Here is a 23317-nt window from a genome sequence, read left to right as displayed (position 1 = left end):
AGCCCCGGCGGCGCCAGTTGGGAGGGTCGACGGAAAAGAACCCTTAGTGGACCGTCTCGCCGTGCAGGGCGAGGTCGAGGCCGTCGCGCTCCACGTCCTCGTCCACCCGCAGGCCGATGACCACGTCGATGATCTTCAGGATCACCGCCGAGGCGATGGCCGACCAGACGATGGTGGCGGCGATGCCGTAGACCTGGGTCACCACCTGGGAGGCGTTGCCCTCGAGCAGGCCGGCGGTGCCGCCGATGCCTTCCTGGGCGAACACGCCGGTCAGCACCGCGCCGATGATGCCGCCGATGCCGTGCACGCCGAAGGCGTCCAGGCTGTCGTCGTAGCCCATGGCGCGCTTCAGGCCGGTGGCCCCCCAGTAGCAGACCACGCCGGCGACCGCGCCGATGACCAGCGCGCCGATCGGGCCGACGAAGCCGGAAGCCGGGGTGATGGCGACCAGGCCGGCGACGGCGCCGGAGATGATGCCGAGGACCGAGGGCTTGCCCTTGACCGCCCATTCCGCGAGCATCCAGCAGAAGCCGGCGGTGGCGGCGGCGATCTGCGTGACCAGCATGGCCATGCCCGCACGGCCGTCCGCGGCCAGCGCCGAACCGGCGTTGAAGCCGAACCAGCCAACCCACAGCATGGCCGCGCCGACCAGGCTCAGCACCAGGTTGTGCGGGGCGAAGTTCTCGGTCGGGTAACCCTTGCGCTTGCCGATGATGAGGGCGGCCACCAGGCCGGCCACGCCGGCGTTGATGTGCACCACCGTGCCGCCGGCGTAGTCGAGCACGCCGTCGTTCAGCAGGTAGCCGTTCGGGCCCCACACCCAGTGGGTGATCGGCGCGTAGACGACGAGCGACCAGATCGCCATGAAGATCAGCATCGCCGAGAACTTCATGCGGTCGGCGAAGGCGCCGGCGATCAGCGCCGGGGTGATGATCGCGAAGGTCATCTGGAAGGTGATGAACACCGTCTCGGGGATGACGCCCGACAGGCTGTCCTTGCCGACGCCGGCGAGGAACATCTTCTCGAGGCCGCCGAAGAACGGCGTGCCTTCGGTGAAGGCGATGCTGTAGCCGGCGACCACCCACAGGATGGACATCAGGCAGCAGATCGCGAAGCTCTGCATCACCGTCGCCAGCACGTTCATCTTGCGGACCATGCCGCCGTAGAACAGGGCCAGCCCGGGGATCGTCATGAACAGGACCAGCGCGGTGGCCGTCAGCATCCAGGCGGTGTCGCCCGGGCTCAAGGTCGGTTCCGCGGCCGCTTCCTGGGCAAGGGCTTCGCCAGGCAGGCCGGCCAAGCCCAGAGTCACCGCCGCGACCGGCGCAGCGAGAAGGAACAGACGGCTCATCGAGGCTCCTCTTTATATCCAAAGTCGCTCCGGCCCGGACACATCCCCCGCGTAAGAGCCGAAGCCGAATGGCGGGCGGGGCCAGTTCGCCCTAAGACTTACAAGTTCCGTGCCAGTCCGAAAGGGGCAGGAAACCGGTGGCAGCCGGAGCGTGCGGCGCCCGAAGCGACCGCCCGCCGCCCGAGTCCCTGCGGCAAAATGCCCACGGAATGTGCAGTTTTGCGGCCGGGCGCGGCGCCGATTGCTTTGGTATTGCCGGGAGTTGGCCGGCCGTTGCTCGATCCGATGCCGGTTTGCTCCGTCATTCCGACGAGAAATGATGATTTTTTGTGCATTCGCGTGGTGCGCAGGCACGATTCGGCCGCCGCGCCGGCCGACTATGGCCTGCGGCCGAATGCCCTCTGGCCGTTCCCGCTATGCCGCGCCCGCTCTGGCCGGGTGCCGCGAATTGTGGCACCGTCTCGCCTGCGCTTGCCCCGGCAGGACCCGCCATCGGGCCGCAGCGGCGCGGCGCCAAGCCATCCCAGAGCGGTCCGCCCGGGCGGCCGACGAATAGGCGAGGAACCCAAACGCGATGCACCACCGAGGAGACAGGCTCGACGAGCGGGACCTGCGTCTGGCGCCCAAGCGCGCCATCGCGCTGGTCCTGGCGGGGGGCCGCGGCAGCCGGCTCAAGCAGCTCACCGACCGCCGCGCCAAGCCGGCGGTCTATTTCGGCGGCAAGTTCCGCATCATCGACTTCGCGCTGTCCAACTGCATCAATTCCGGCTTCCGCCGCATCGGCGTTCTGACCCAGTACAAGTCGCACAGCCTGCTGCGCCACCTGCAGCGCGGTTGGGGCTATCTGCGCGGCGAGATGAACGAGTTCGTCGACCTGCTGCCGGCGCAGCAGCGCATCAGCGAGACCGCCTGGTACCAGGGCACCGCCGACGCGGTGTACCAGAACCTTGACATCATCCGCGGGCACGACCCGGAATACGTGCTGATCCTCGCCGGCGACCACGTCTACAAGATGGACTACGGGGCGCTGCTGCTCGACCACATCGCCCGCGGCGCCGACGTGACGGTGCCGTGCGTCGAGGTGCCGCGCGACCAGGCGACCGGCTTCGGCGTGATGCACGTGGACGAGGAGGGGCGGGTGATCGGCTTCGTCGAGAAGCCGGCCGACCCGCCGGCCGTCCCCGGCAAGCCCGACCGCGCGCTCGCCAGCATGGGCATCTACGTCTTCAACGCCCAGTTCCTCTACGACCAGCTCGAGCGCGACGCCGCCGACCCCGCGTCGTCGCGCGACTTCGGCAAGGACCTGATCCCCTGGCTGGTGCCGCGGGCCCGGGTGATGGCCCACGACTTCGCCGTCAGCTGCATCCAGGACACGCCCGAGGGCGAACCCTACTGGCGCGACGTCGGCACCATCGACGCCTATTGGGAGGCCAACATCGACCTCACCCGGGTCACGCCGGCGCTCAACATGTACGACCGCGACTGGCCGATCTTCACCTACCAGGAGCAGCTGCCGCCGGCGAAGTTCGTCTTCGACGACGCCAACCGCCGCGGCATGGCGGTGGACAGCTTGGTGTCGGGAGGCTGCATCATCTCCGGCGCCACGGTGCGGCAGTCCTTGCTGTTCTCGTCGGTCCGGGTAAACTCCTACAGCGAGTTGACGGAGTGCGTGGTGCTGCCGGAGTGCGACATCGGCCGGCGTGCCCGCCTGACCAAGGTGGTGGTCGACCACGGCGTCGCCATTCCCGAAGGGCTGGTGGTGGGCGAGGATCCGGCCCTCGACGCCGCCCGCTTCCTGCGCACCGACAACGGCGTGTGCCTCATCACCCGCGACATGATCGAACGGCTGTCCTCCTGATGCGCGTCCTCTTCGTCACCTCGGAAGTCTTCCCGCTGGTCAAGACCGGCGGACTCGCCGACGTCAGCGCCGCCCTGCCGGCGGCGCTGACCCGCCTGGGCGTCGACGTCCGCCTGCTGCTGCCCGGGTACCCCGCGGTGATGGAGGGGCTCGCCAACCTGCACGACGTCGGCGAGCTGGTCACCGACCTGCCGGGCGCCGAGCGCGCCCGTCTGGTGATCGGCGCCATGCCCGACGGCACGCTCGCCTACGCGCTGGACGCGCCGGCGCTGTTCAACCGGCCGGGCAATCCCTACCTCGGCCCCGACGGCAAGGACTGGCCCGACAACGCCGAGCGCTTCGCGGCGCTCGCCTGGGCCGCCGCCGGCTTCGCCTCGGCCACGCCCTACGACCCGTGGTGGCGTCCCGACGTGCTGCACGGGCACGACTGGCAGGCCGGGCTGGTGCCGGCCTATCTCGCCGTGCGGCCGGACCGCTTCGCCGGCCCCTTCCGGCCGGGCACCGTGACGACCATCCACAACATCGCCTACCAGGGCCGGTTCGCGCCGTGGATGCTGGGCGCCGTCGGCCTGCCGCCGGCCGCCTACGCGGTCAACGGCGTCGAGTACTACGGCGGCATCGGCTATCTCAAGGCCGGCTGCTTCTACGCCGACCGCCTGACCACGGTCAGCCCGACCTACGCCCACGAGATCCAGACCGCCGAGCAGGGCATGGGGCTGGAGGGGCTGCTGGCGTCGCGGGTGGACGACCTCAGCGGCATCCTCAACGGGGTCGACTACGGGGTCTGGGACCCCGCCCGCGACCCGCACATCGCCGAACGCTACGACGCCGACGGTCTCGCCCGGGGCGGCAAGGCCGCCTGCAAGGCCGAGCTGCAGATCGCCTTCGGCCTGGAGCGCCGGGCCGACGCCCCGCTGGCCGCCGTGGTCAGCCGCCTCAACCACCACAAGGGCCTCGACCTCGTGCTGGAAACCGCCGGCCAGTGGGTGGCGCTGGGCGGCCAGCTCGTCGTGCTGGGCAGCGGCGACGCCTGGTTCGAGCGCGGCTTCCGCTATCTCGCGGAGTGGTTCCCCGGCCGCATCGGCGTGCGCATCGGCTACGACGAGGTGCTGTCGCACCGCATCCAGGCCGGCGCCGACCTGCTGCTGGTGCCGTCGCGCTCCGAGCCGTGCGGCCTGACCCAGCTCTATGCCCTGAAGTACGGCACGCTGCCGCTGGTCCGGCGCACCGGCGGGCTGGCCGACACGGTGATCGACGCCACCCCGGCGGCGGTCGCCGACGGCGTCGCCACCGGCTTCACCTTCGCGCAGCCTTCGGCCCAGGACCTGCTGTTCGCGCTGCGCCGGGCGGTCGCCCTCTACCGGCGGCCGGGGCGCTGGCGGGTCCTGCGCGAACGCGCCATGACCCGCGACTTCGGCTGGCAGCAGCCGGCCGAGGAGTACTTGGAGCTCTACCGGGCCATCGCGCCGGAACGCCGGCGCCAGGCGGCGTAGCCGCTCGAATTCCAACGTCGGCGCAGGAAATTCATTTGGACCTGGGCTCCCGTGCAGCGTATGGATGCATACTGCCGTATGATGTTCGGGCGGATCGAGGTCTATGCCGCTGCGCCACTTCCGCCGTTTCCAGCCCAGGAGCCTGCGGCTGCGCCTCCTTGCCATCGTGCTGGGAACGCTCCTGGTGCCGCTGGCCGGCGCCGTCCTCTATCTCGACCATGAGGCCGATCGCCGGCTCGGCGGCGCGAAGGCGATGGCCTCGGACCTGGCCGACCAGGGGGTGCGCCGCCAGGAGGAGCTGATCGGGTCCGCCCGCACCCTGCTGTCGGTGCTGTCGCTGGTCCCGGAGATCCGCAGCGCCGGTCCCGGCGACACCGCGGGCTGCGTGGCGCTGCTGCGGCGCCTGCCGGAACGCCAGCCGTGGACCACCGGCGCCTGGGTGGCCGACCCGTCCGGCCGGATGATCTGCGGCACGACGGGGCCCGGCAACGGGCTCGATCTCGGCGACCGAGACTATTTCCGGCGCGCGGTGGCCACCGGCGATTTCGTGCTGAGCGGCTACATCGTCGGCCGGCGCACGGGCAACCGGATCATGATGGCGGTTCAGCCGCTGGTGCACGACGGTGCCGTCGAGCGGGTGATCGGCGTCAGCATCAGCCTCGACTGGTACGAGGACCTGATCCAGCCGACCGGCGACACCGGCACCCGCCTGGCGGTGCTCGACGCCGACGGGGTCGTCCTGGCGCGCCAGCCCGATCCGGAACGGTGGGTCGGCCGCAGCCTCGCCGGCTATCCGCACGTCCAACGCATGCTCGCCGACGACCACGGCGTTCTCGAGGCCGTCGGCGCCGACGGTACGGCGCGGATCTGGAGCTACCGCCGCCTGGCCGGCACCGGCACCACCTTCGTCGTCGGGGTTCCGGTGGGCGGGCTGGCGCTGGAGACGCGGCGCGACTTCGCGCTCGGCCTGGGCGTGATCGCCGTCACGGCGGCCCTGGGATTCGCCGCGATATGGGGCTTCACCCGCGCCTCGGTGCTGAACTGGACCCAGGCGCTGGTGGCCGCGGCGGAACGGATCGGCATCGGCCCCGCGGCCCGCGTCGACACCGACGGCGCGCCGGTGGAGATCGCCGCCGTCGGCGCCGCCTTCAACCGGATGGCCGAGCGCCTCGCGGCGCGCGAGCGCGAGGTCGACGAGGCGCGCCGTGCCGCCGAGGCGGCGGAGGCGGCGGCGCGCGAGGCCTCGGCCCGCCTGTCGCAAGTGCTGGAGAGCACGTCCGACCTGGTCTTCGCCCTCGACCGCTCCTGGCGCCTCATCTACATGAACCAGCGGGCCCGCGACGTGCTGGCGCAGGGCCGCGACCTCGCCGGCCAGGCGTTCTGGGAGGTCTTCCCCGAGGTCGCCGGCACCGTGTTCGAGGACGCCTACCGCACCGCCATGGAGCGGGGCGAGGCGGCGTCGGTCACCGACTATGACGCGCTTCGCGACGCCTGGTACGAGGGCACCGTCTTTCCCTCGCCGGAAGGCGTCGTCGTCTACGTCGCCGACGTGACCCGCCGGATCCGCAACGAGCAGGCCCTGGCCGCCGCCAGCCGGGAAAAGAGCGAACTGCTGGCCCAGCTCAACGCCCTTCTGGAAAACGCTCCGGTCGGCTTCGCCTTCTTCGACGCCGACCACCGGATCGTGCGCGTCAACGATTCGCTGGCCGAGATCGACGGCCTGCCCGCGTCGTCCCACTTGGGACGCCCCGTCGGCGAGGTGCTGCCGGCCCTCGTGCCCGCCGTCGGCCCGATCATCGATCGGGTCTTCGCCACCGGGCTGCCGCTGCCCAACCAGGAGATCGAAGGCGAGACGCCGCTGCGGCCCGGCGAGCACCGGAACTGGCTGACCGGCTGGTTCCCGGTGGTGGCGGACGGCGCGGTGCCTTACGTCGGCGCGGTGATCATGGAGATCAGCGACCTCCGGGCGACGGAGAAGGCGCTCAAGGAGGCCAAGCGGACCGCCGAGGTGGCGAACCGGGCGAAGAGCGAGTTCCTGGCCAACATGAGCCACGAGATCCGCACGCCGATGAACGCCATCTTCGGTCTGGTCCATCTTCTGCAACAGACCCCGCTGTCGGCGTCCCAGCGCGACTACGCCCAGAAGATCCGCGTGTCGGCGCAGTCGCTGCTCGGCATCCTCAACGACATCCTCGACTTCTCCAAGGTCGAGGCCGGCAAGATGGAGCTGGAGCGGGTGGAGTTCCGGCTCGACGAGCTGCTCGACAACCTCGCGACCATCCTTTCGGCGTCGGCCCGCGACAAGGACATCGAGGTGCTGTTCTCGGTGGCGCCGGACGTGCCGCGCACCCTGATCGGCGATCCCCTGCGTCTGCAGCAGGTGCTGATCAACCTCGCCGGCAACGCGGTCAAGTTCACCCACCAGGGTGAGGTCGTCGTGTCGGTGCGCGCGCAGGAGGTCGCCGAAGGCCACGCCACCTTGCTCTTCGCCGTCCGCGACACCGGCATCGGCATCACCGCGGAGCAGCAGCTGCACCTGTTCGAGGCGTTCTCCCAGGGCGACAGCTCGACGACGCGGCGCTACGGCGGCACCGGTTTGGGGCTGGCCATCTGCACGCGCCTGGTGGGGCTGATGGGCGGCGCCATGGAGGTGACCAGCGAGCCCGGCCGCGGCAGCGAGTTCCGCTTCATGGTGCGCTTCGACCGCGCGGCCGGGGCCGAAACACGGGACCTGCCCGAGCTGCCGCTGCACCGTCGCCTGCGCGTCCTGGTCGTCGACGACAACCCGACGGCGCGCGAAGGCCTGTCGTCCCTGGTCAGCGGGCTGGGCTGGTCCGCCACCGCCTGCGCCGGCGCCACGGCGGCGATCGCCACGCTGGAGCGGGCCGCCGCGTGCGGTGAGTCCTACGACCTCGTCCTGATGGACTGGCAGATGCCGGGCATGGACGGGGTGGAGGCCTGCCGCCGCATCCGGCAGAGCCATGCGGCGTCGGCCCCGGTGGTCATCATGGTCACCGCGTTCGGGCGCGAGCGCCTGGCGGCCAGCGCCGGCGACCAGGATCTCGACGGCGTGATCGTCAAGCCGGTCACCGCCTCCACCCTGCTCGACGGCGTCACCACCGCCTACGCCCGCTCCTCGGGGGCGGCGCCGGCGACGCGCGCGCCGGCGGAGTCCGAGAGCCGGCCTCTGACCGGGCGCCGCCTGCTGCTGGTCGAAGACAACCCGATCGGCCGGCAGGTGGCCCGCGAGACGCTGGAGCGCTACGGCGCCGCCGTCGTCGCCGCCGGCGACGGCGGCGAGGCGGTGGCCCTGGCGCGATCCGGGGACGCCCGCTTCGACGCCGTGCTGATGGACGTGCAGATGCCGGGGATGGACGGGTTCGAAACGACGCGCCTCCTGCGCACCCTGCCCGGCTTCGCCCGGCTTCCCATCATCGCCGCCACCGCCAGCGCGCTGCCGGCCGACATCGTCCGCTGCCGCGAGGCCGGCATGGACGACCATGTCGCCAAGCCGCTCGATCCCGACCGTCTGGTCGCCACGCTGGCGCGCCACATCGGAATCGCCGCGCCCCCGCCTGCCGGCGGCCGGCGCGACGGATACGGCGACCTGCCGGCCGATCTTCCCGGCATCGACCTGGCCGACGCGCTGCATCGCGTGCAGGGCGACACGGTGCTCTACCGCGACCTGATGGCCGCCTTCGCCGCCGGCCACGCCGACGTCGGCGACGTCATCGTCGCCGCCCTGGCGGCCGGCGACCTGGCGACGGCGAAGGCCGCGGCGCACGACCTGAAGAGCCTGGCCGGCAGCCTCGGCGCCAGCCGCCTCAGCGCCGCCGCCGACGCCGTGCAGATCGCCGCCGGCCGCGGCGACCGCGCCGCCGCCGAAGCGCCGCTGCCGGTGCTGCGCGACCAGCTGGCGGCGCTCCTGGAATCGGCCCGCCGGCTGGCACCGCCCGACGCCGCGCCGGCCGGCCGCGCCGCCGAGGAGCCGATGACGCCGGCCCGCCGGGCGGTCCTCGGCGCCGCCGCCGAACGGCTGTGGAGCCTGCTGGGCGACAACAACTTCGCGGCCGCCGAGGAGTGGCCGGCGTTGCGCGACGCCTTGGGCCGCCAGGCCGACCCCGCGCTGGTGGCCGCCGTCGGCCACGCCGTCGACGCGCTGGACTTCGCGCGCGCCCGCGGGACCCTCAGGCGCATCGCCGACGACCTCGACCTGCCCCTGGCCGCGGAGGAGTGACCGTGATCGTGCCGTCGTCCCGCCCCAAGGTCCTCGTCGTCGACGACGTGCCGAGCAACGTCCAGGTGCTGAGCCGCATCCTCAAGGACGAGCACGAGATCTATTTCGCCACCGACGGCGCCAGAGCGCTGGACCTGGTGCAGGCCCAGCTTCCCGATCTGGTGCTGCTCGACATCATGATGCCGGGCATGGACGGCTACGAGGTGTGCAGCCGCATCAAGGCGAACCCGGCGACCCGCGGCATCCCGGTGATCTTCGTCTCCGCCCGCGGCGAGGTGGAGGACGAGACCCGCGGGTTGGAGGTCGGGGCGATCGACTTCATCACCAAGCCGATCAGCCCGCCCATCGTGAAGGCCAGGGTGCGCAACCACATCCTGCTGAAGCGGCAGGCCGACACGCTGCGCCAGCTGTCCTTCCTCGACGGGCTGACCGGGATCGCCAACCGCCGCCGCTTCGACGAGGTGCTGCTGCGCGAGTGGCGGCGCTGCGGGCGCAGCCAGTCGCCGCTGTCGGCCATCATGATCGACGTCGACCACTTCAAGCCCTACAACGACCTGTGCGGGCATCACGCCGGCGACACCTGCCTGCGCGCCGTCGCCCGCCTGCTGGACGAACGGATGCACCGCCCCGCCGACCTGGTGGCCCGTTACGGTGGCGAGGAGTTCGTCTGCCTGCTGCCGGAGACCGACGCTGACGGCGCCGCCCGCGTGGCGGAGACGCTGCGCGCCGCCGTCGAGGGGCAGGCCATCCCCCATCCCCAATCGCCCGTCGTGCCGCACGTGACGGTCAGCCTGGGCCACGCGACCTTGATCCCGCTCGCCGACGAGCCGCCGGGGCGTCTGCTGGCGCTGGCCGACGAATACCTCTACGCGGCCAAGAGGAGCGGCCGCAACCGCGCGGTCGGCGGCTCCGGCGCGGCCGCCCCCTGATCGCAGACAGCCGTTGCGCGCCGCTGCCGTGCGCCCTATGTTCCGGGCAAATCAGGATCCCGGGCCCCGATGACCGACCTCTCGCACATCCGCAACTTCTCCATCATCGCCCACATCGACCACGGCAAATCGACCCTGGCCGACCGGCTGATCCAGCTGTGCGGCGGGCTGGACGCGCGCGAGATGCGCGAACAGGTGCTCGACAGCATGGACATCGAGCGCGAGCGCGGCATCACCATCAAGGCGCAGACCGTCCGGCTGCTCTACAAGGCCGAGGACGGCCGGCAGTACACCCTGAACCTGATGGACACGCCGGGCCACGTCGACTTCGCCTACGAGGTGTCGCGCTCGCTGGCGGCGTGCGAGGGCTCGATCCTGGTGGTCGACGCCAGCCAGGGGGTCGAGGCGCAGACGCTCGCCAACGTCTACCAGGCGATCGACGCCAACCACGAGATCGTGCCGGTCCTCAACAAGATCGACCTGCCCGCCGCCGAGCCCGACCGGGTCAAGCAGCAGATCGAGGACGTCATCGGCCTCGACGCCTCCGACGCCGTGGAGATCTCCGCCAAGACCGGCCTCAACGTCGAGGCGGTGCTGGAGGCGATCGTCACCCGCCTGCCGCCGCCCAAGGGCGAGAAGGACGCGCCGCTGAAGGCGCTGCTGGTCGATTCCTGGTACGACCCCTACCTCGGCGTCGTCATCCTGGTGCGCGTCGTCGACGGCACCCTCAAGGTCGGCCAGCGCGTGCGCTTCATGTCGACCGGCAGCAGCCACGACGTCGACCGGGTCGGCCAGTTCACGCCGAAGGCCCTGCTGACCGGCGAGCTGGGGCCGGGCGAGATGGGCTTCATCACGGCGGCCATCAAGGACATCACGCTGACCAAGGTCGGCGACACCATCACCGACGACAAGAAGCCGGCGGCCGACGCGCTGGCCGGCTTCAAGCCGTCGATCCCGGTGGTGTGGTGCGGCCTGTTCCCGGTCGACGCCAACGATTTCGAGCGGCTGCGCGACAGCCTGGGCAAGTTGAAGCTGAACGACGCCAGCTTCCACTACGAGGCGGAGACCTCGGCGGCGCTGGGCTTCGGCTTCCGCTGCGGCTTCCTCGGCCTGCTGCACCTGGAGATCATCCAGGAGCGGCTGGAGCGCGAGTTCGACCTCGACCTCATCACCACCGCGCCTTCGGTGGTCTACAAGCTCCACATGACCGACGGCTCGGTGCACGACCTGCACAACCCCGCCGACATGCCCGACGTGGTCAAGATCGACCGCATCGAGGAGCCGTGGATCAAGGCCACCATCATGGTGCCCGACGAGTATCTCGGCTCGATCCTGCAGCTCTGCACCGAGCGGCGCGGCGTGCAGATCGACCTGACCTACGCCGGCAGCCGGGCCATGCTGGTCTACCGCCTGCCGCTGAACGAGGTGGTGTTCGACTTCTACGACCGGTTGAAGTCGATCAGCCGCGGCTACGCCAGTTTCGACTACCAGATGGACGGCTACGAGGAGGGCGACCTCGTCAAGATGAACATCATGGTGAACGCCGAGCCGGTCGACGCGCTCGCCATGATCGTCCACCGCAGCCAGTCGGAGCGCCGCGGCCGCCAGCTCTGCGAGCGCCTCAAGGACCTCATCCCGCGCCAGCTCTTCAAGATCGCCATCCAGGCGGCCATCGGCGGCCGCGTCATCGCCCGCGAGACGATCGGGGCCCTGCGCAAGGACGTCACCGCCAAGTGCTACGGCGGCGACATCACCCGCAAGCGCAAGCTCCTGGAGAAGCAGAAGGAGGGCAAGAAGCGGATGCGCCAGTTCGGCCAGGTGGAGATCCCGCAGAGCGCCTTCATCGCCGCCCTCAAGATGGGTGACGAGTAGGGAATCGTTCGGCGGGCCAACGGTTTGACGCAAATTCGCGGATGACTCCGGCGCCCGGATCGCCTATCACAGGCCCAGGCAGTCCAGGGAACGTTCCCCCGTGTCGCGCACCGTCTCGTGTGTCCTGTCCGCCGTCCTCTCCGTCCTCGTCGCGGGATGTGCCGGCGACTATTCCCCCGGCACCTATTCCGCCAACGCCGTCCAGCAGGCCAACAAGGTGGAACGGGCGGTGGTGGTCGGCTTCCGCGAGGTCAAGATCAGCACCAACGGCACCGTCGGCGCGGTCACCGGCGGCGCCGCCGGCGGCATCCTCGGCTCGCAGGCCGAGGGCCTCAACATCGATTCGGCCCTGGGGGCCGTCGGCGGCACCGCCATCGGCAGCCTGATCGGCACGTCGATCGAGCATGTGACCGGCGACACCACCGGCTGGGAGTACATCGTCCGCAAGGACAACGGCGACCTGCTGTCGGTGACGCAAAGGGAGGAGGCGCCGATCCCCATCGGCCAGAAGGTGCTGGTCATCACCGGCAACCAGGCCCGTGTGGTGCCGGACTACTCGGTCACGCCGGAGCCGGAGGCGAGGCCGGCCTCCCCGGAACCGGCGAAGCCGGAGACCCTGGCCCAACCGGCGGAGCCGGAGACCCCGGCCCGACCGGCGCCGGACGCGCGGATCGAGGTGCAGGAGATCCCGGCTCCCGAGCCGGTGCCGGCCGGCGAGCCGGCGGCGTCCGTTCCGCCGGCGGGCGGCGAAGGCGGGCCCATTCCTCTGGAAACCCCGCTTCCCTAGAGCAGGATCGCTTTCGGCCGATCCGGCCGAATGCGTTTGGAGCGGGATTCACGCTCCAGGTGATTTCACCTGGAGCGGTCCCGCTTTAAGCCGCCGCGCACCGCGGAACGCGCCGCTGCGGCCACACCGAACGCCCGTCGGCTCGCGCCGCACCGGCGACCGCGTCCCCGCGGCCTCTCTTTCGGCCTACCCCATCCGGAAGGCCATAGGCGTCGGGCGGGCGACCCCGAAGGCTCCGCCAATTCTCCTAGATACAAAATCCGGCAAATCCGTCGCTTGCCCCGCGCCCATATAAAACGTGTCGAACACCCGGAAACGAAGCCAATTCGTTCGTCGTGCAAATCATAGGCAAAGGGACCCGCCATGGGCTTGGGACGTTACCGCATCTCGACCAAGATCCTGTTCGTCATCGGCCTGTTGTCGAGCGTGTGCGTGGTGATCACCGGGATATCGATCGCCGGCTTCCGCCAACTCGATGCCGCCACCGAGCATCTCGACCAAGTCACCCGGGAGGTGCGCCTCGGCGCGCAGATCAACCGGCTCGTCGTCGAACTCAACCGTGACGAGTACGCCATCGCCGCCGATCCCGCCCACTTCGAGGAGGCGTCGGCGTCGATCGCCGAACGGCGCCGGCGCATCGCCGAGACGCTGGGCGACCTGCGCCGCCTCGCCGGACCGGAGCAGACGGCGCTGCTCGACGCCGTCGAGGGGCGTCTGGCCGGCTACACGGCGACGCTCGAACAGACGATCGACGCCGCCCGCCACCTGCGCGCCGGGGTCGTCCTGAGCGAGGCCCAGAGCGCCGTCGTCCGCGCCGTCGAGGACAGCCGCGACGAGGCGCGCGACCTGCGCGACAGCGTCAGCGCCTTCGTCGCCTACACCGACGACAAGGGGGAGGCGATTTCCCGGTCGGCCGGCGATCTCGCCGACCTCAAGACCGCGCTTCTCGTCGCCGTCGCCCTCGTCGGCATCGCCATGGGGCTGCTGCTCGGCTGGATCGTCGCCCAGAAGGGCGTGGTGCGGCCGCTCGACGCCATCGTCGGCTGCCTGCGCCGCCTTGCCGCGGGCGATCTCGAGACCGACGTGGTCGGCAGCGACCGGCGCGACGAGGTCGGCGCCATCGCCGAGGCGGCGCGGGTCTTCAAGGCGAACCTGATCCGCAACCGCGAGATGGAGGCGGAGGCCGAGGCGGCGGAGAAGCGCGCCCGGGCCGAGCGCCGGCGCGCCATGCTGGAGCTGGCCGACCAGTTCGAGAGCAGCGTCAAGGGTGTGGTGGAGACGGTCTCGGCCGCCGCCACCCAGCTCCAGGCCAACGCCCGGAGCATGTCGGCGGTCGCCGAACAGACGACGCGCCAGTCCGCGGCGGTGGCCGCCGCGACCGAGCAGGCCTCGGCCAACGTCCAGACCGTCGCCGCCGCCTCGGAGGAGCTGGGCGGCTCGATCGCCGAGATCAGCCGGCAGGTCAGCGACTCCGCGCGCATCTCCAGCGACGCCCTGGCGGCGGCGGAGCGCACCAACGCGACGGTCGAGGGCTTGGCCGCGGCGGCGCAGCGGATCGGCGACGTCGTCGACCTGATCCAGGACATCGCCTCGCAGACCAACCTGCTGGCCTTGAACGCCACCATCGAGGCGGCGCGCGCCGGCGAGGCCGGCAAGGGCTTCGCCGTCGTCGCCACCGAGGTCAAGGCGCTGGCCAGCCAGACCGCCCGCGCCACCGAGGACATCGCCGCCCAGATCGCGGAGATCCAGAGCCGGACGAGCGGCGCCGTGGACGAGATCCGCGACATCGGCCGCACCGTCACCAGCATCAACGAGATCGCCGGCGCCATCGCCGCCGCCGTGGAGGAACAGAACGCCGCGACCCGGGAGATCGGCCGCAACGTGCAGCAGGCCGCCCGCGGCACCGAGGAGGTGGCCGGCAACATCGCCGGCGTCAGCGCCGCCGCCCGCGACGCCGGTGCCGCGGCCACGCAGGTGCTGGCGGCGGCGGACCAGCTGTCGCGGGAGAGCTCGGTCCTGAAGACCGAGGTGGAGGGCTTCATCGCCCGGGTGCGGGCGGCGTAGAGGGGTCCGGCAGCGCCGGCGGCGTCCGTCAGCCGGCCGCCGCGCGCTGCCTCGACCGGGCGTACACCCAGACCTGACCGCCGCCGCGCCCCTCCCACAGGGCCAGGAACCGGTCGAGCTGGCCCAGCACCGCCAGCTCCGGGAACGCCGACCAGCGCCGCTCCGACTGCGCGATGACGGTCACGTCGTGGGTCGGGCGGAGCCGCTCCACCACCCGCGCGGTCGTCAGCGCCTCGCCGACCTGGTGGGTCTCGACGATCACGTCGCTGGCCGCGAGCCGCTGCATCGGCGTCTGTTGCAGCAGCTCGACCTCGGCCCCCTCGATGTCGATCAGCACCAGGGTTCCCGGGACGGAAAGCTCGGCCAGCGTGTCGCCGGAGCACAGCCCGCCGATGCGGACGGCATCGGCGACGCCGTTGAGGCGGGCCATCGCCGCGGTCGCCTCGCGGGCGGCGGCGCTCGTGTCGAAGGCGTGGACCTCGACGGACGGCGCGCGCAGCCGCACGCCGACGGCGTAGAAGCCTTCGGCGCAGCCGACGTCGACGAAGCGCCGGTACGCGTCGCTGGCGAAGAAGATCGGGTGCAGCTCCTCCTCGTAGGTGCCGAGGATCTTCGGGGCCAGCAGGGAGCCCTCGACCACGTCGACGCACTCCATGCCGGCGAACGGGCCCGTCTGCACGCGCAGGCCGAACGTGGACTTGAGGTAGTGCTCGACGTAGCGGCGGCGGAAATCGATGGGGAGGAGGGTGGACTGCTTGAGTTCGTGGGTTCCGACGGGCCGCCCGAAGATGGCGGACATGCGGCTCACATAGCGCTGGGCTACGTCGCGCTCGACGCAGAGGCGTGGCGGGGGCGGAGGGATGGCGATGTCGTCCATGACCGGGCCGGGCAGGGGGTGCGATGCGGTGCACGCTATGGCCGGGACGGGAAAAGAGCAAGCCGCGTGCGGGCGCCGCGGCGGCCGGTCGTCCTACCCCCGCAGCCGCGCGAGATCCCGGTCCAGGCCCGCCACCTCCTCGCCGCGGTCGGGCCGGACCGCCAGGGCGGTGCGCAGGGCCGACAGGGCGGCGACGAAGCCGGGCTGCCGGTCGAGGGTGCGGCGGTAGGCCTGCTCCGCCTGGTCGGGGCTGCTGGCGGCCAGCTCGAAGCCCTCGCAGGTGAACTCCATCTCGCAGGCGCCGATGAGGATGCGGTCGCCGAAGGCCAGCGTGTGTTCCTCCACCGGGCGGCCGTTGACCAGGGTGCCGTTGCGGCTGTCGCGGTCGACGATGCGGAAGGCGCGGCCGTCGAAGAACAGCGCGGCGTGCTCGCGCGACACGTTGGCGTCGGGCAGCGCCACGCCGGCCCCCTCGGCGCGGCCGATGGTGGTCTCGCCGAAGTCCAGCCGCACCCGCTGGCCGAGCAGCGGTCCCCCGACCATCTTGAGGAACGGCCGGCCGTCGAACGGCCAGCCGCCGGCCGCGGCGGGCGGCCGGCCCCCCGGAGCGGTCAGCGTTGCGTCGGCGTCGTCGTTCATGGCGCGGCCTCCGTGGGACCGTGGCGTCGATCCGCCGAGTCTAGCCGTTTGCGCGCGTTCACTCCATGCCCCAATGAGCGCCTCGGGCGAATTGGGCAGCCGGGCCGCCACCACGACCACCCGCGTCATCGCCGCGAACACCGACATCGCCGCCCTCCCTTCCTCCGGCATCCCGGTGGCGAGCCTGCGGCCGCCGGCCGGCGGGTGGAAACGAATAAGCCTTATGGCGGCGATCACGGTCCGTGATGGCGCCGGGGCGGCGCCTGACCCGGCCGGCGCTTGCCGGCGGGCGGGGGCTCTGCTTCAATGCCGCCATGCCCGTCAACCTCGACACCGAGCTGCTGCGCGCCTTCGTGGCGGTCGCCGATTCCCGCAGCTTCACCCGCGCCGGTGCCGAGCTGCTGCGCACCCAGGCCGCCGTCAGCCAGCAGGTCAAGCGCCTGGAGGAGGTGGTGGGGGCCCGCGTCTTCGAGCGCGACCCCCGCGGCGTGCGCCTGACCCCCGAGGGCGAGCGGCTGCTCGCCTACGCCCGGCGCCTGCTGGCCCTGAACGACGAGGCGCTGGCGGCGTTCGGCCACCGCCGCCGGACGGCGGGGCGCCCGGTGCGGGTCGGCGCCCCCGACGACTACGCCACCCTGCTGCTGCCGCCGTTGCTGGGAGCGCTCGCCGCGGCGCATCCCGAGGTCGCGGTCGAGGTGGTGTGCGACGACAGCGCCGACCTGGCGCCGGCGGTGGAGCGCGGCGCCTACGACCTGGCGCTGGTCACCCGCCGTCCCGGCGCGGCGGGCGGCACGCCGCTGCGGCGCGAGCCGCTCGTCTGGGTCGCCCCGCCGGCCGCCGCGGTCGAGCGGGCCGAGCCGCTGCCGCTCGCCCTGTTCCCGCCGGGCTGCGTGTGCCGCGCCATGACGACGGCGGCGCTGGAGCGGGCGGGCCGGCCCTGGCGGGTCGCCTTCGCCAGCGACAGCGTCCTGGCGATCCACGGCGCGGTGCTGGGGGGCCTGGCGGTCACCGCGCTGGAGGCCTGCACGGTCCCGCCCGGCCTGCGGGTGGTCGGCGCCGGCGACGGGCTGCCCGGGCTGCCGGAGGTGGAGATCGCCCTGCTGCGCGGCCCGGCGCCGGCGACCGCGGCGGTGCGCTGCCTGGAGGACGCCATCGCCGCCGCGCTGGGCGCGCCGGCGCGCTGACGGCCGTCCCTGCGGCCGTCCCTGCGGCCGTCCCTGCGGGTTGCCCGGGCCGGCGCTTCCGCGGCACAATGGCGGCCCCGGCCCGAGGACATCGGACATGGCACGGCACCCGCTCACCCCCGCACGGCTCCTTCTCGCCGCGGCACTCGCCCTCTTCCTGCCCGCCGCCGCGGCGCCGGCCCAGAGCCCGGTCGCCGTCGGCGCGCCGCTGGAAGGCGAGGTGGTGCTGAACCGCGACGTCGAGGTGCGCGCCGCCCCCGACCAGAACGCCCGCATCGTGCTGACCCTGCAGCGCGGCAAGGCGCTGAACGCGCTGGGCACGCCGCGCGGCACCAGCTGGACCCAGGTGGCCATCGGCGGCCGCCCCATCGGCTACGTGCCCATGGACGCGCTCGATCCGGTCTATGCGCCGCGCCCGCAATCGGGGACCGGTGGGGCGGGGACCGGTGGGGCGGGCGCCGGCGGGCCGGGCGCCGGCGCGCCGGCGGCCGCCGCGCTCGTGCCGCACGACGCGTGGAGCGGGGCCGCCCCGGCGGCCGCGGCGGCCGGCCCGCGGGGGCCGCAGGGCTACGTGGTCGCCACCCGCAACGTCGGCGCCACCGAGCTGCTGGACGGCAAGAAGCGCCGCCACCTCACCGTGCGCAAGGGCGAGGTGGCGGGCCTGGTCGACGTCACCAACGGCCGGCTCACCCTGGCGTTGCCGGGCCGCGCGCCGGTGGTCGCCGGCGTCGACGGCTTCCTCGGCATCGCCACCTCCTACCCGCTGCCGGGCGTGCCGCCGCTCGGCATCGGGCCGGTCTACGTCGCCCGGCTCGGCGAGTACGTCAGCTACGGCGAGGGCGTGCGCGCCTGGACCGAGTTCACCGCCGGGCCCGGCGCGCAGTGGGGCGACCGGCCGCCCATGGTGTGGCCGGTGTTCCGCGGCGGCACCGCGGTCTACGAGATGGGGGTCGGTCCCTTCGACCGCGGTCAGATCGACGGGGTGTGCAGCGTGCTCGCCCGGCGCGGGCGCGACTGCGCGCTGGCCGAGCTGGCCGTCTTCTGAGCCGGGCGTTGCCTCCCATGATCGTGGGATGCCGAAACTTTCTTCGCACCGCCGCCGCTTCCGCGTGCTAACCTGCTGCCGGACGAGCGGTTTTTCCGACAGAGCCTTTCCCATGAGCGACGCCGACGACGATCTTCTGTTCCTCGACGATCAGGACGGCCACGGCGAACGTGCCCCCGTCACCGTCTCGCCCCGCTGGAAGATGCTGATCGTCGACGACGAGCCGGAGGTCCACTCGATCACCAAGCTCGTGCTCGCCGACTTCTCCTACAAGGGGCGGCCGGCGCAGTTCCTGTCGGCCTATTCGGCGGCCGAGGCGCGGGCCCTGCTGGGGCGCGAGGAGGACATCGCCATCATCCTGCTCGACGTCGTGATGGAGACCGACGACGCCGGGCTGAAGCTCGTCCACCACATCCGCGAGATCCTGAAGAACCGCCACGTCCGCATCATCCTGCGCACCGGCCAGCCGGGCCAGGCGCCGGAGCGGGCGGTCATCCTCGACTACGACATCAACGACTACAAGGCCAAGACCCAGCTCACGGCGCAGCAGCTCTTCACCACCACCGTGGCGGCGCTGCGCTCCTACGAAGACATCATGGCGATCGAGACCAACCGCCGCGGGCTGGAGAAGATCATCGAGGCGTCGTCGTCGCTGTTCAAGGCGCGCTCGATGAAGCTGTTCGCCGCCGGCGTGCTGACCCAGCTCTCCGCCATCCTCGGGGTCGGGCCGGACGCCATCCTGTGCGTGCAGCGCGGGCCGGTGCTGGGCGGCACCCGCGACGGGCTCTACGTGCTGGCCGGCTCGGGCCGCTTCGAGCCGCTGATCAACGAGCCCGCCGGCGACCACATCGAACAGGCGGTGCTGGCCGACATCCTGCGCTGCCTGGAGGCGCGCCGGCACTTCTACGAACCGGACCACTGCACGCTCTACATCCGCTCCCCCAACGACCGCGAGAACGTGGTCTACCTGCGCTCGGACCGGCCGCTGTCGGAGCTCGACCGCAGCCTGATCGAGCTGTTCTGCGCCAAGATCTCGGTCGGCTTCGACAACCTCTACCTGCACGACCAGCTCCGCCGCGCCCAGGAAGGGACGCTGGTGCTGCTGGCCGACGTGGCGGAAGGGCGGGCGGTCGGCGACGACCCGGCCGAACCCACCCTGCGCATCGCCTTCGTGGCCGAGCGGATCGCCGAGCGGCTGGCCGCCGCCGGGGCCGAGGGGGTCGACGAGCCGTTCCTGGAGAACATCGGCCTCGCCTGCCTGCTCCACGACGTCGGCAACGCCACCGTCGACCCGGCGGTGCTGGGCAAGGCCGGCCCGCTGGACGATGCCGAGCGGGCGGCCATGCGGGCCCACGCCGCGGCCGGTGCCGCCATGCTGGAGCGCGCCGGCCGCCGCTGCGAGGCGCGCACGCCGCTCCATCTCGGCGCCGCGGTGGCGCGCCACCACCACGAGAACTGGGACGGCAGCGGCTATCCCGACGGCCTGCGGGGGACCGCCATCCCGCTGGCCGCGCGGGTCGCCGCGGTGGCCGACGCCTACGACGCCATGACCTCGCCGCGGCCGCACCGTCCGGCGCTGGAGCACGCCCGGGCGGTCGAGGAGATCCGCCGCGCCGCCGGCGTCCGCTTCGATCCGCAGGTGGTCGAGGCCTTCCTGGCCGTCGCCGACGACGTCGCGCCGCGCTGACGACCGGCCCCCAGCGGCGCACCGCGCCGATCGGTCCTCAGCGGCGCACCGCGCCGATCGGTCCTCAGCGGCGCACCGCGCCGATCGGTCCTCAGCGGCGCACCGCGCCGATCAGCCCCTCGGCCAGCCAACGCCCGAGCAGGCCGGCGGCCCGGCCGGCCGCCGCCTCGGGGCCGTGGCGCTCGGCCAGCCGGTCGCACAGGGCGCCGAAGGGCGCGCCCGCGGCCAGCGCCGCCAGCGCCTCGCCCTCGTCCTCCTCCAGGGAGCGGTAGAGCGTCCGCTCCGCCGGGCGCCACACCGCCCACGTCACCGGCGCGTCCAGGCGGTGGGGGCGCGGCGGCGCGGCGTCGCCGGCCTGCACCGCCCGCCAGGTCGCGACGACGCTCCAGCGCAGGGTCAGCAGCCGCGCCGTCGCCAGCGGCTCGAAGCGCAGCCCGGCCCACGCCCCGGGCGGCACCGCGGCCACCGCCGCGGCATCCGCCGGCACCGCGTCCGGCCCGTCGAAGGCGGCGCCGAGCGCCCATTCGAAGGCCGCCAGCTCGGCCAGCCAGGGATGGCCGGCCCACGCCGGGTGGTCGGCGAGGAAGCCGGCGAGGCGGTCGCCGAACCAGCGGATGGAGGGATCGCGCGACGGGCAGGCGGCGGCGTAGGCGCGGCCCAGCTCGGCGAACGCCGCGTCGCCCAGCACCGTGTGGACGACGGGGTGGTTCTCGCGCAGCGCGGCGACGAGCCGCAGCCCGTGGGCGTCGCGGTAGACCGCCAGCCGCGACGCGGCATCGGCGCCGGCGCCGGCGCCGGACGCGACCAGGTCGGCGGGCGCGTCCCCGCGCCCGAGGAGCCAAGCGCCGAGCCGCGCCTGCGCGTCGGCCAGGCCGGTCACGCCGCGGTCTCCAGGGCCCGGGCGGCGACGGACCGGGCGCGGTCCAGCTCGGCCACCAGCTCCTCCAGGGGGGGAATGGCGTCGTCGCGTTCGATCATCGTCGGCACCGCGCCGAAGCGCCGCACCGCGGCGGCGTAGAGATCCCAGACCGGGTCGATGACCGGCCGGTCGTGGGTGTCGATGCGCAGCGGTCCGGCGTCGCTGTGGCCGGCGAGGTGGATCTGCGCCACCCGCGCGGCGGGCACGCCGGCGAGATAGGCCTGCGGGTCGAAGCCGTGATTCCAGGCGCTGACGAAGACGTTGTTGACGTCCAGCAGGATCAGGCAGTCGGCGCGCTCCGCCACCGCCGCCAGGAACGCCCACTCCGGCATCGCCGAGGCCCGCCAGTCGAGATAGCTGGAGACGTTCTCCAGCAGGATGCGGCGGCCCAGCGCGTCCTGCACCCGGGCCACCCGCTCGGCGACGTGGGCCACCGCCTCCTCGGTGTGGGGCAGCGGGTAGAGGTCGTGCAGCGGCGTGCCGCCGGCGGCGGTCCAGCAGAGATGGTCCGAGATCCAGGCCGGCGCGATGCGGTCGGCGAGGGCGCGCACCGCCCGCAGATAGGCCATGTCCAGGGGATCGGCGCCGCCGACGTCGAGGGCGACGCCGTGCAGCACCACCGGCCAGTCGGCGCGGATGCGCTCCAGCCAGCGCAGCGGCGACCCGCCGGGGCCGAGATAGTTCTCGGTCAGCGCCTCGAACCAGTCGACGCGCGGGCGCGTCGCGGCGATGGCCTCGTAATGGGCCGGCCGCAGGCCGAGGCCGAAGCCCCGCACCGCCGCTTCCGTCCGCGCCCGCGTCATCGCCTCAGCTCGACTGCACGGTGCCGCCGGCCTTGGTGCAGTCGGCGGCGCTCTTGGTGGTGATCCAGCCGTGCCCCTTGCAGGAGTTCAGGCCCTTGCACTCGTTCATGGCCGACTTGCACTCGGAGTGGCCCTTGCAGGAATTGGCGCCGACGCACTTGACGCCGTCGGCGGCCGCGGCGGGCGAGCCGGCCAGCGAGACGGCGGCGCCGGCGGCGAACAGGGCGGCCGCGGCGGCGGCCACGACGACGCCCGACGGCTTGGCGATGTGGGACATGACGAACCCTCCCGTTTCGGATTGCGATGGCGGCAGGGTAATCTCCTTTCCGATCAAGCGGTGTTCACATGTCGATGATGTCGCGGTGAAGGAGACGTTGCGCCGAGGCTTGGCGGCGGGCGCCGGACGCCCTTACACTTCCCGCCCCACCACCAGGACCGTCCGCATGCCGCGCACCGAGCTCTTCCCGCCCATCGAGCCGTTCGAGACCGGCCGGCTCGCCGTGGACGACCTGCACACGATCCACTGGGAGCAGTGCGGCAACCGGCACGGCGTGCCGGTGGTGTTCCTGCACGGCGGCCCCGGGGCCGGGGCGTCGCCCACCCACCGCCGCTTCTTCGACCCGCAGCATTACCGCATCGTCGTGTTCGACCAGCGCGGCGCCGGGCGGTCGACGCCGCTGGGCGAGGTCCGGCGCAACACCACCGACCTGCTGATCGACGACATCGAGGCGCTGCGCCGCCATCTCGGCGTCGACCGCTGGCTGCTGTTCGGCGGCTCCTGGGGCTCGACCCTGGCGCTGGCCTACGCCCAGGCCCACCCCAACCGCTGCCTCGGCCTGATCCTGCGCGGCATCTTCCTGATGCGCCGCGCCGAGATCGACTGGTTCCTCTATCACATGCGCGTGATCTTCCCGGAGGCGTGGTCGTCGTTCGCCAACCTCATTCCGGAAGCCGAGCGCAGCGATCTGCTGGAGGCCTACTGGCGCCGCCTCGACTCCCCCGACCGCGGCGTGCGCATGGCGGCGGCGCGGTCGTGGAGCATGTACGAGGGCGCCTGCTCGTCGCTGCTGCCGTCGCCCGACCTGATCGCCGCGTCGGGCGAGGACAACCATGCGCTGGGGCTGGCGCGCATCGAGGCGCACTATTTCCGCGCCAACCGCTTCACGCCCGAGGACCGGCTGCTGCGCGACGTCCACCGCATCCGCCATCTGCCGGCGGTGATCGTCCAGGGGCGCTACGACGTGGTCTGCCCCATCGTCTCGGCCGACGAGCTGCGCCGCGCCTGGCCCGAGGCCGACTACCGCATCGTCCCCGACGCCGGCCACTCCGCCATGGAACCCGGAATCCGTGCCGCCCTGGTGCAGGCGACGGAGCGCTTCAAGGACCTGCGGTAGGCGGGGCGCATGGCGGCGGTCTCCGGGGGCATGGGGCGTATACGCGCGGCGCGGGCGGCCGGCCAACGGGCCGCTTGCCTTGGGCTCGGGGGGCGCGTATAACCCCACGCTCCGACGGGCGGCGAGGCCGGGCCGTGTGCCCGGGGCATGCCCACCCGCCCCGTATCGACCCCTGACG

Annotated in this window: 17 protein-coding genes; 11 read left to right on the top strand and 6 right to left on the bottom strand. The window is 72.6% G+C overall.

All coding sequences use genetic code 11. The features are described from left to right. Positions 1-43: 43 nt before the first annotated feature. Entirely contained in the window at positions 44-1351 is a 1308-nt protein-coding gene (locus ACSBPG_RS00510; protein ID WP_435535126.1) for an ammonium transporter, read from the bottom strand. A gap of 574 nt (positions 1352-1925) precedes the next feature. Between ACSBPG_RS00510 and glgC the strand changes: the two genes are divergently transcribed. From glgC to ACSBPG_RS00475, 7 genes are all read left to right on the top strand, one after another. Further along, positions 1926-3209 carry a glucose-1-phosphate adenylyltransferase gene (gene glgC, locus ACSBPG_RS00505; protein WP_435535125.1) on the top strand — a complete coding sequence of 428 codons (1284 nt, stop codon included), beginning with the start codon at positions 1926-1928 and terminating at the stop codon, positions 3207-3209. After that, positions 3209-4702, top strand: coding sequence for a glycogen synthase GlgA (gene glgA / locus ACSBPG_RS00500; protein ID WP_435535124.1), 1494 nt, complete (start codon positions 3209-3211; stop codon positions 4700-4702). The genes glgC and glgA overlap by 1 nt, the downstream gene beginning before the upstream one ends. A 103-nt stretch (positions 4703-4805) precedes the next feature. Further along, positions 4806-8939, top strand: a complete 4134-nt coding sequence (locus tag ACSBPG_RS00495; protein WP_435535123.1) for a response regulator — start codon at positions 4806-4808, stop codon at positions 8937-8939. A gap of 2 nt (positions 8940-8941) precedes the next feature. Beyond that, the gene (locus ACSBPG_RS00490) at positions 8942-9868 is read left to right on the top strand and encodes a diguanylate cyclase (RefSeq protein WP_435535122.1); all 927 of its coding nucleotides are present in this window, start codon (positions 8942-8944) and stop codon (positions 9866-9868) included. A gap of 69 nt (positions 9869-9937) precedes the next feature. Further along, the gene (gene lepA / locus ACSBPG_RS00485; protein WP_435535121.1) at positions 9938-11740 is read left to right on the top strand and encodes a translation elongation factor 4; all 1803 of its coding nucleotides are present in this window, start codon (positions 9938-9940) and stop codon (positions 11738-11740) included. 100 nt (positions 11741-11840) lie between these two features. After that, entirely contained in the window at positions 11841-12527 is a 687-nt protein-coding gene (locus ACSBPG_RS00480; RefSeq protein ID WP_435535120.1) for a hypothetical protein, read from the top strand. Between the two features lie 363 nt (positions 12528-12890). Continuing rightward, a complete protein-coding gene (locus ACSBPG_RS00475) occupies positions 12891-14591 on the top strand; it encodes a methyl-accepting chemotaxis protein (RefSeq protein ID WP_435535119.1) in 1701 nt (566 codons plus the stop codon). 28 nt (positions 14592-14619) lie between these two features. Here the strand turns inward: ACSBPG_RS00475 and ACSBPG_RS00470 are convergent, their stop codons facing one another. Both ACSBPG_RS00470 and ACSBPG_RS00465 read right to left on the bottom strand, forming a co-directional pair. Further along, complete coding sequence (locus ACSBPG_RS00470) at positions 14620-15390, bottom strand: hypothetical protein (RefSeq protein ID WP_435535118.1); 771 nt, start codon at positions 15388-15390, stop codon at positions 14620-14622. Between the two features lie 171 nt (positions 15391-15561). Then, on the bottom strand, positions 15562-16107 hold the full coding sequence (locus ACSBPG_RS00465) for an FHA domain-containing protein (RefSeq protein ID WP_435535117.1): 546 nt from the start codon (positions 16105-16107) through the stop codon (positions 15562-15564). Between the two features lie 314 nt (positions 16108-16421). Here ACSBPG_RS00465 and ACSBPG_RS00460 point away from each other — a divergent pair, with 314 nt between their 5' ends. The 3 genes from ACSBPG_RS00460 (at position 16422) to ACSBPG_RS00450 (ending at position 20023) form a co-directional block, all read left to right on the top strand. Beyond that, entirely contained in the window at positions 16422-17291 is an 870-nt protein-coding gene (locus ACSBPG_RS00460) for a LysR substrate-binding domain-containing protein (protein ID WP_435535116.1), read from the top strand. A 97-nt stretch (positions 17292-17388) separates the two neighbouring features. Then, positions 17389-18336, top strand: coding sequence for an SH3 domain-containing protein (locus tag ACSBPG_RS00455; RefSeq protein WP_435535115.1), 948 nt, complete (start codon positions 17389-17391; stop codon positions 18334-18336). A 112-nt stretch (positions 18337-18448) separates the two neighbouring features. Then, a complete protein-coding gene (locus ACSBPG_RS00450) occupies positions 18449-20023 on the top strand; it encodes a DUF3369 domain-containing protein (RefSeq protein ID WP_435535114.1) in 1575 nt (524 codons plus the stop codon). Between the two features lie 91 nt (positions 20024-20114). Here ACSBPG_RS00450 and ACSBPG_RS00445 read toward each other — a convergent pair whose 3' ends face one another. Genes ACSBPG_RS00445 through bufA2 form a run of 3 tightly spaced genes read right to left on the bottom strand, consistent with a single transcriptional unit; the run spans position 20115 to position 22022 of the window. After that, on the bottom strand, positions 20115-20903 hold the full coding sequence (locus tag ACSBPG_RS00445) for an HvfC/BufC family peptide modification chaperone (RefSeq protein ID WP_435535113.1): 789 nt from the start codon (positions 20901-20903) through the stop codon (positions 20115-20117). Beyond that, on the bottom strand, positions 20900-21745 hold the full coding sequence (gene bufB / locus ACSBPG_RS00440) for an MNIO family bufferin maturase (RefSeq protein WP_435535112.1): 846 nt from the start codon (positions 21743-21745) through the stop codon (positions 20900-20902). The genes ACSBPG_RS00445 and bufB overlap by 4 nt, the downstream gene beginning before the upstream one ends. Positions 21746-21749: 4 nt before the next feature. Then, positions 21750-22022, bottom strand: coding sequence for a BufA2 family periplasmic bufferin-type metallophore (gene bufA2 / locus ACSBPG_RS00435; RefSeq protein ID WP_435535111.1), 273 nt, complete (start codon positions 22020-22022; stop codon positions 21750-21752). Positions 22023-22188: 166 nt separating this feature from the next. On the opposite strand from bufA2, the gene pip reads away from it, so the two are divergent. Then, positions 22189-23139 carry a prolyl aminopeptidase gene (pip, locus tag ACSBPG_RS00430; protein WP_435535110.1) on the top strand — a complete coding sequence of 317 codons (951 nt, stop codon included), beginning with the start codon at positions 22189-22191 and terminating at the stop codon, positions 23137-23139. Positions 23140-23317 lie beyond the last annotated feature (178 nt).

It is taken from the genome of Azospirillum sp. ST 5-10 (assembly GCF_051225715.1).
In the GTDB taxonomy this organism is placed as follows: Bacteria; Pseudomonadota; Alphaproteobacteria; order Azospirillales; family Azospirillaceae; genus Azospirillum.
This window is presented reverse-complemented; position numbering and strand designations above follow the sequence as displayed.

Excerpts from the sequence above, each read along its gene's own strand:
- pip (WP_435535110.1), top strand. The coding sequence starts at position 22,189 with ATGCCGCGCACCGAGCTCTTCCCGCCCATCGAGCCGTTCGAGACCGGC.
- ACSBPG_RS00510 (WP_435535126.1), bottom strand. The coding sequence starts at position 1,351 with ATGAGCCGTCTGTTCCTTCTCGCTGCGCCGGTCGCGGCGGTGACTCTG.
- ACSBPG_RS00475 (WP_435535119.1), top strand. The coding sequence starts at position 12,891 with ATGGGCTTGGGACGTTACCGCATCTCGACCAAGATCCTGTTCGTCATC.
- glgC (WP_435535125.1), top strand. The coding sequence starts at position 1,926 with ATGCACCACCGAGGAGACAGGCTCGACGAGCGGGACCTGCGTCTGGCG.
- bufA2 (WP_435535111.1), bottom strand. The coding sequence starts at position 22,022 with ATGTCCCACATCGCCAAGCCGTCGGGCGTCGTCGTGGCCGCCGCCGCG.
- lepA (WP_435535121.1), top strand. The coding sequence starts at position 9,938 with ATGACCGACCTCTCGCACATCCGCAACTTCTCCATCATCGCCCACATC.
- ACSBPG_RS00470 (WP_435535118.1), bottom strand. The coding sequence starts at position 15,390 with ATGTCCGCCATCTTCGGGCGGCCCGTCGGAACCCACGAACTCAAGCAG.
- glgA (WP_435535124.1), top strand. The coding sequence starts at position 3,209 with ATGCGCGTCCTCTTCGTCACCTCGGAAGTCTTCCCGCTGGTCAAGACC.
- ACSBPG_RS00460 (WP_435535116.1), top strand. The coding sequence starts at position 16,422 with ATGCCCGTCAACCTCGACACCGAGCTGCTGCGCGCCTTCGTGGCGGTC.
- ACSBPG_RS00495 (WP_435535123.1), top strand. The coding sequence starts at position 4,806 with ATGCCGCTGCGCCACTTCCGCCGTTTCCAGCCCAGGAGCCTGCGGCTG.
- ACSBPG_RS00455 (WP_435535115.1), top strand. The coding sequence starts at position 17,389 with ATGGCACGGCACCCGCTCACCCCCGCACGGCTCCTTCTCGCCGCGGCA.
- ACSBPG_RS00450 (WP_435535114.1), top strand. The coding sequence starts at position 18,449 with ATGAGCGACGCCGACGACGATCTTCTGTTCCTCGACGATCAGGACGGC.
- bufB (WP_435535112.1), bottom strand. The coding sequence starts at position 21,745 with ATGACGCGGGCGCGGACGGAAGCGGCGGTGCGGGGCTTCGGCCTCGGC.
- ACSBPG_RS00465 (WP_435535117.1), bottom strand. The coding sequence starts at position 16,107 with ATGAACGACGACGCCGACGCAACGCTGACCGCTCCGGGGGGCCGGCCG.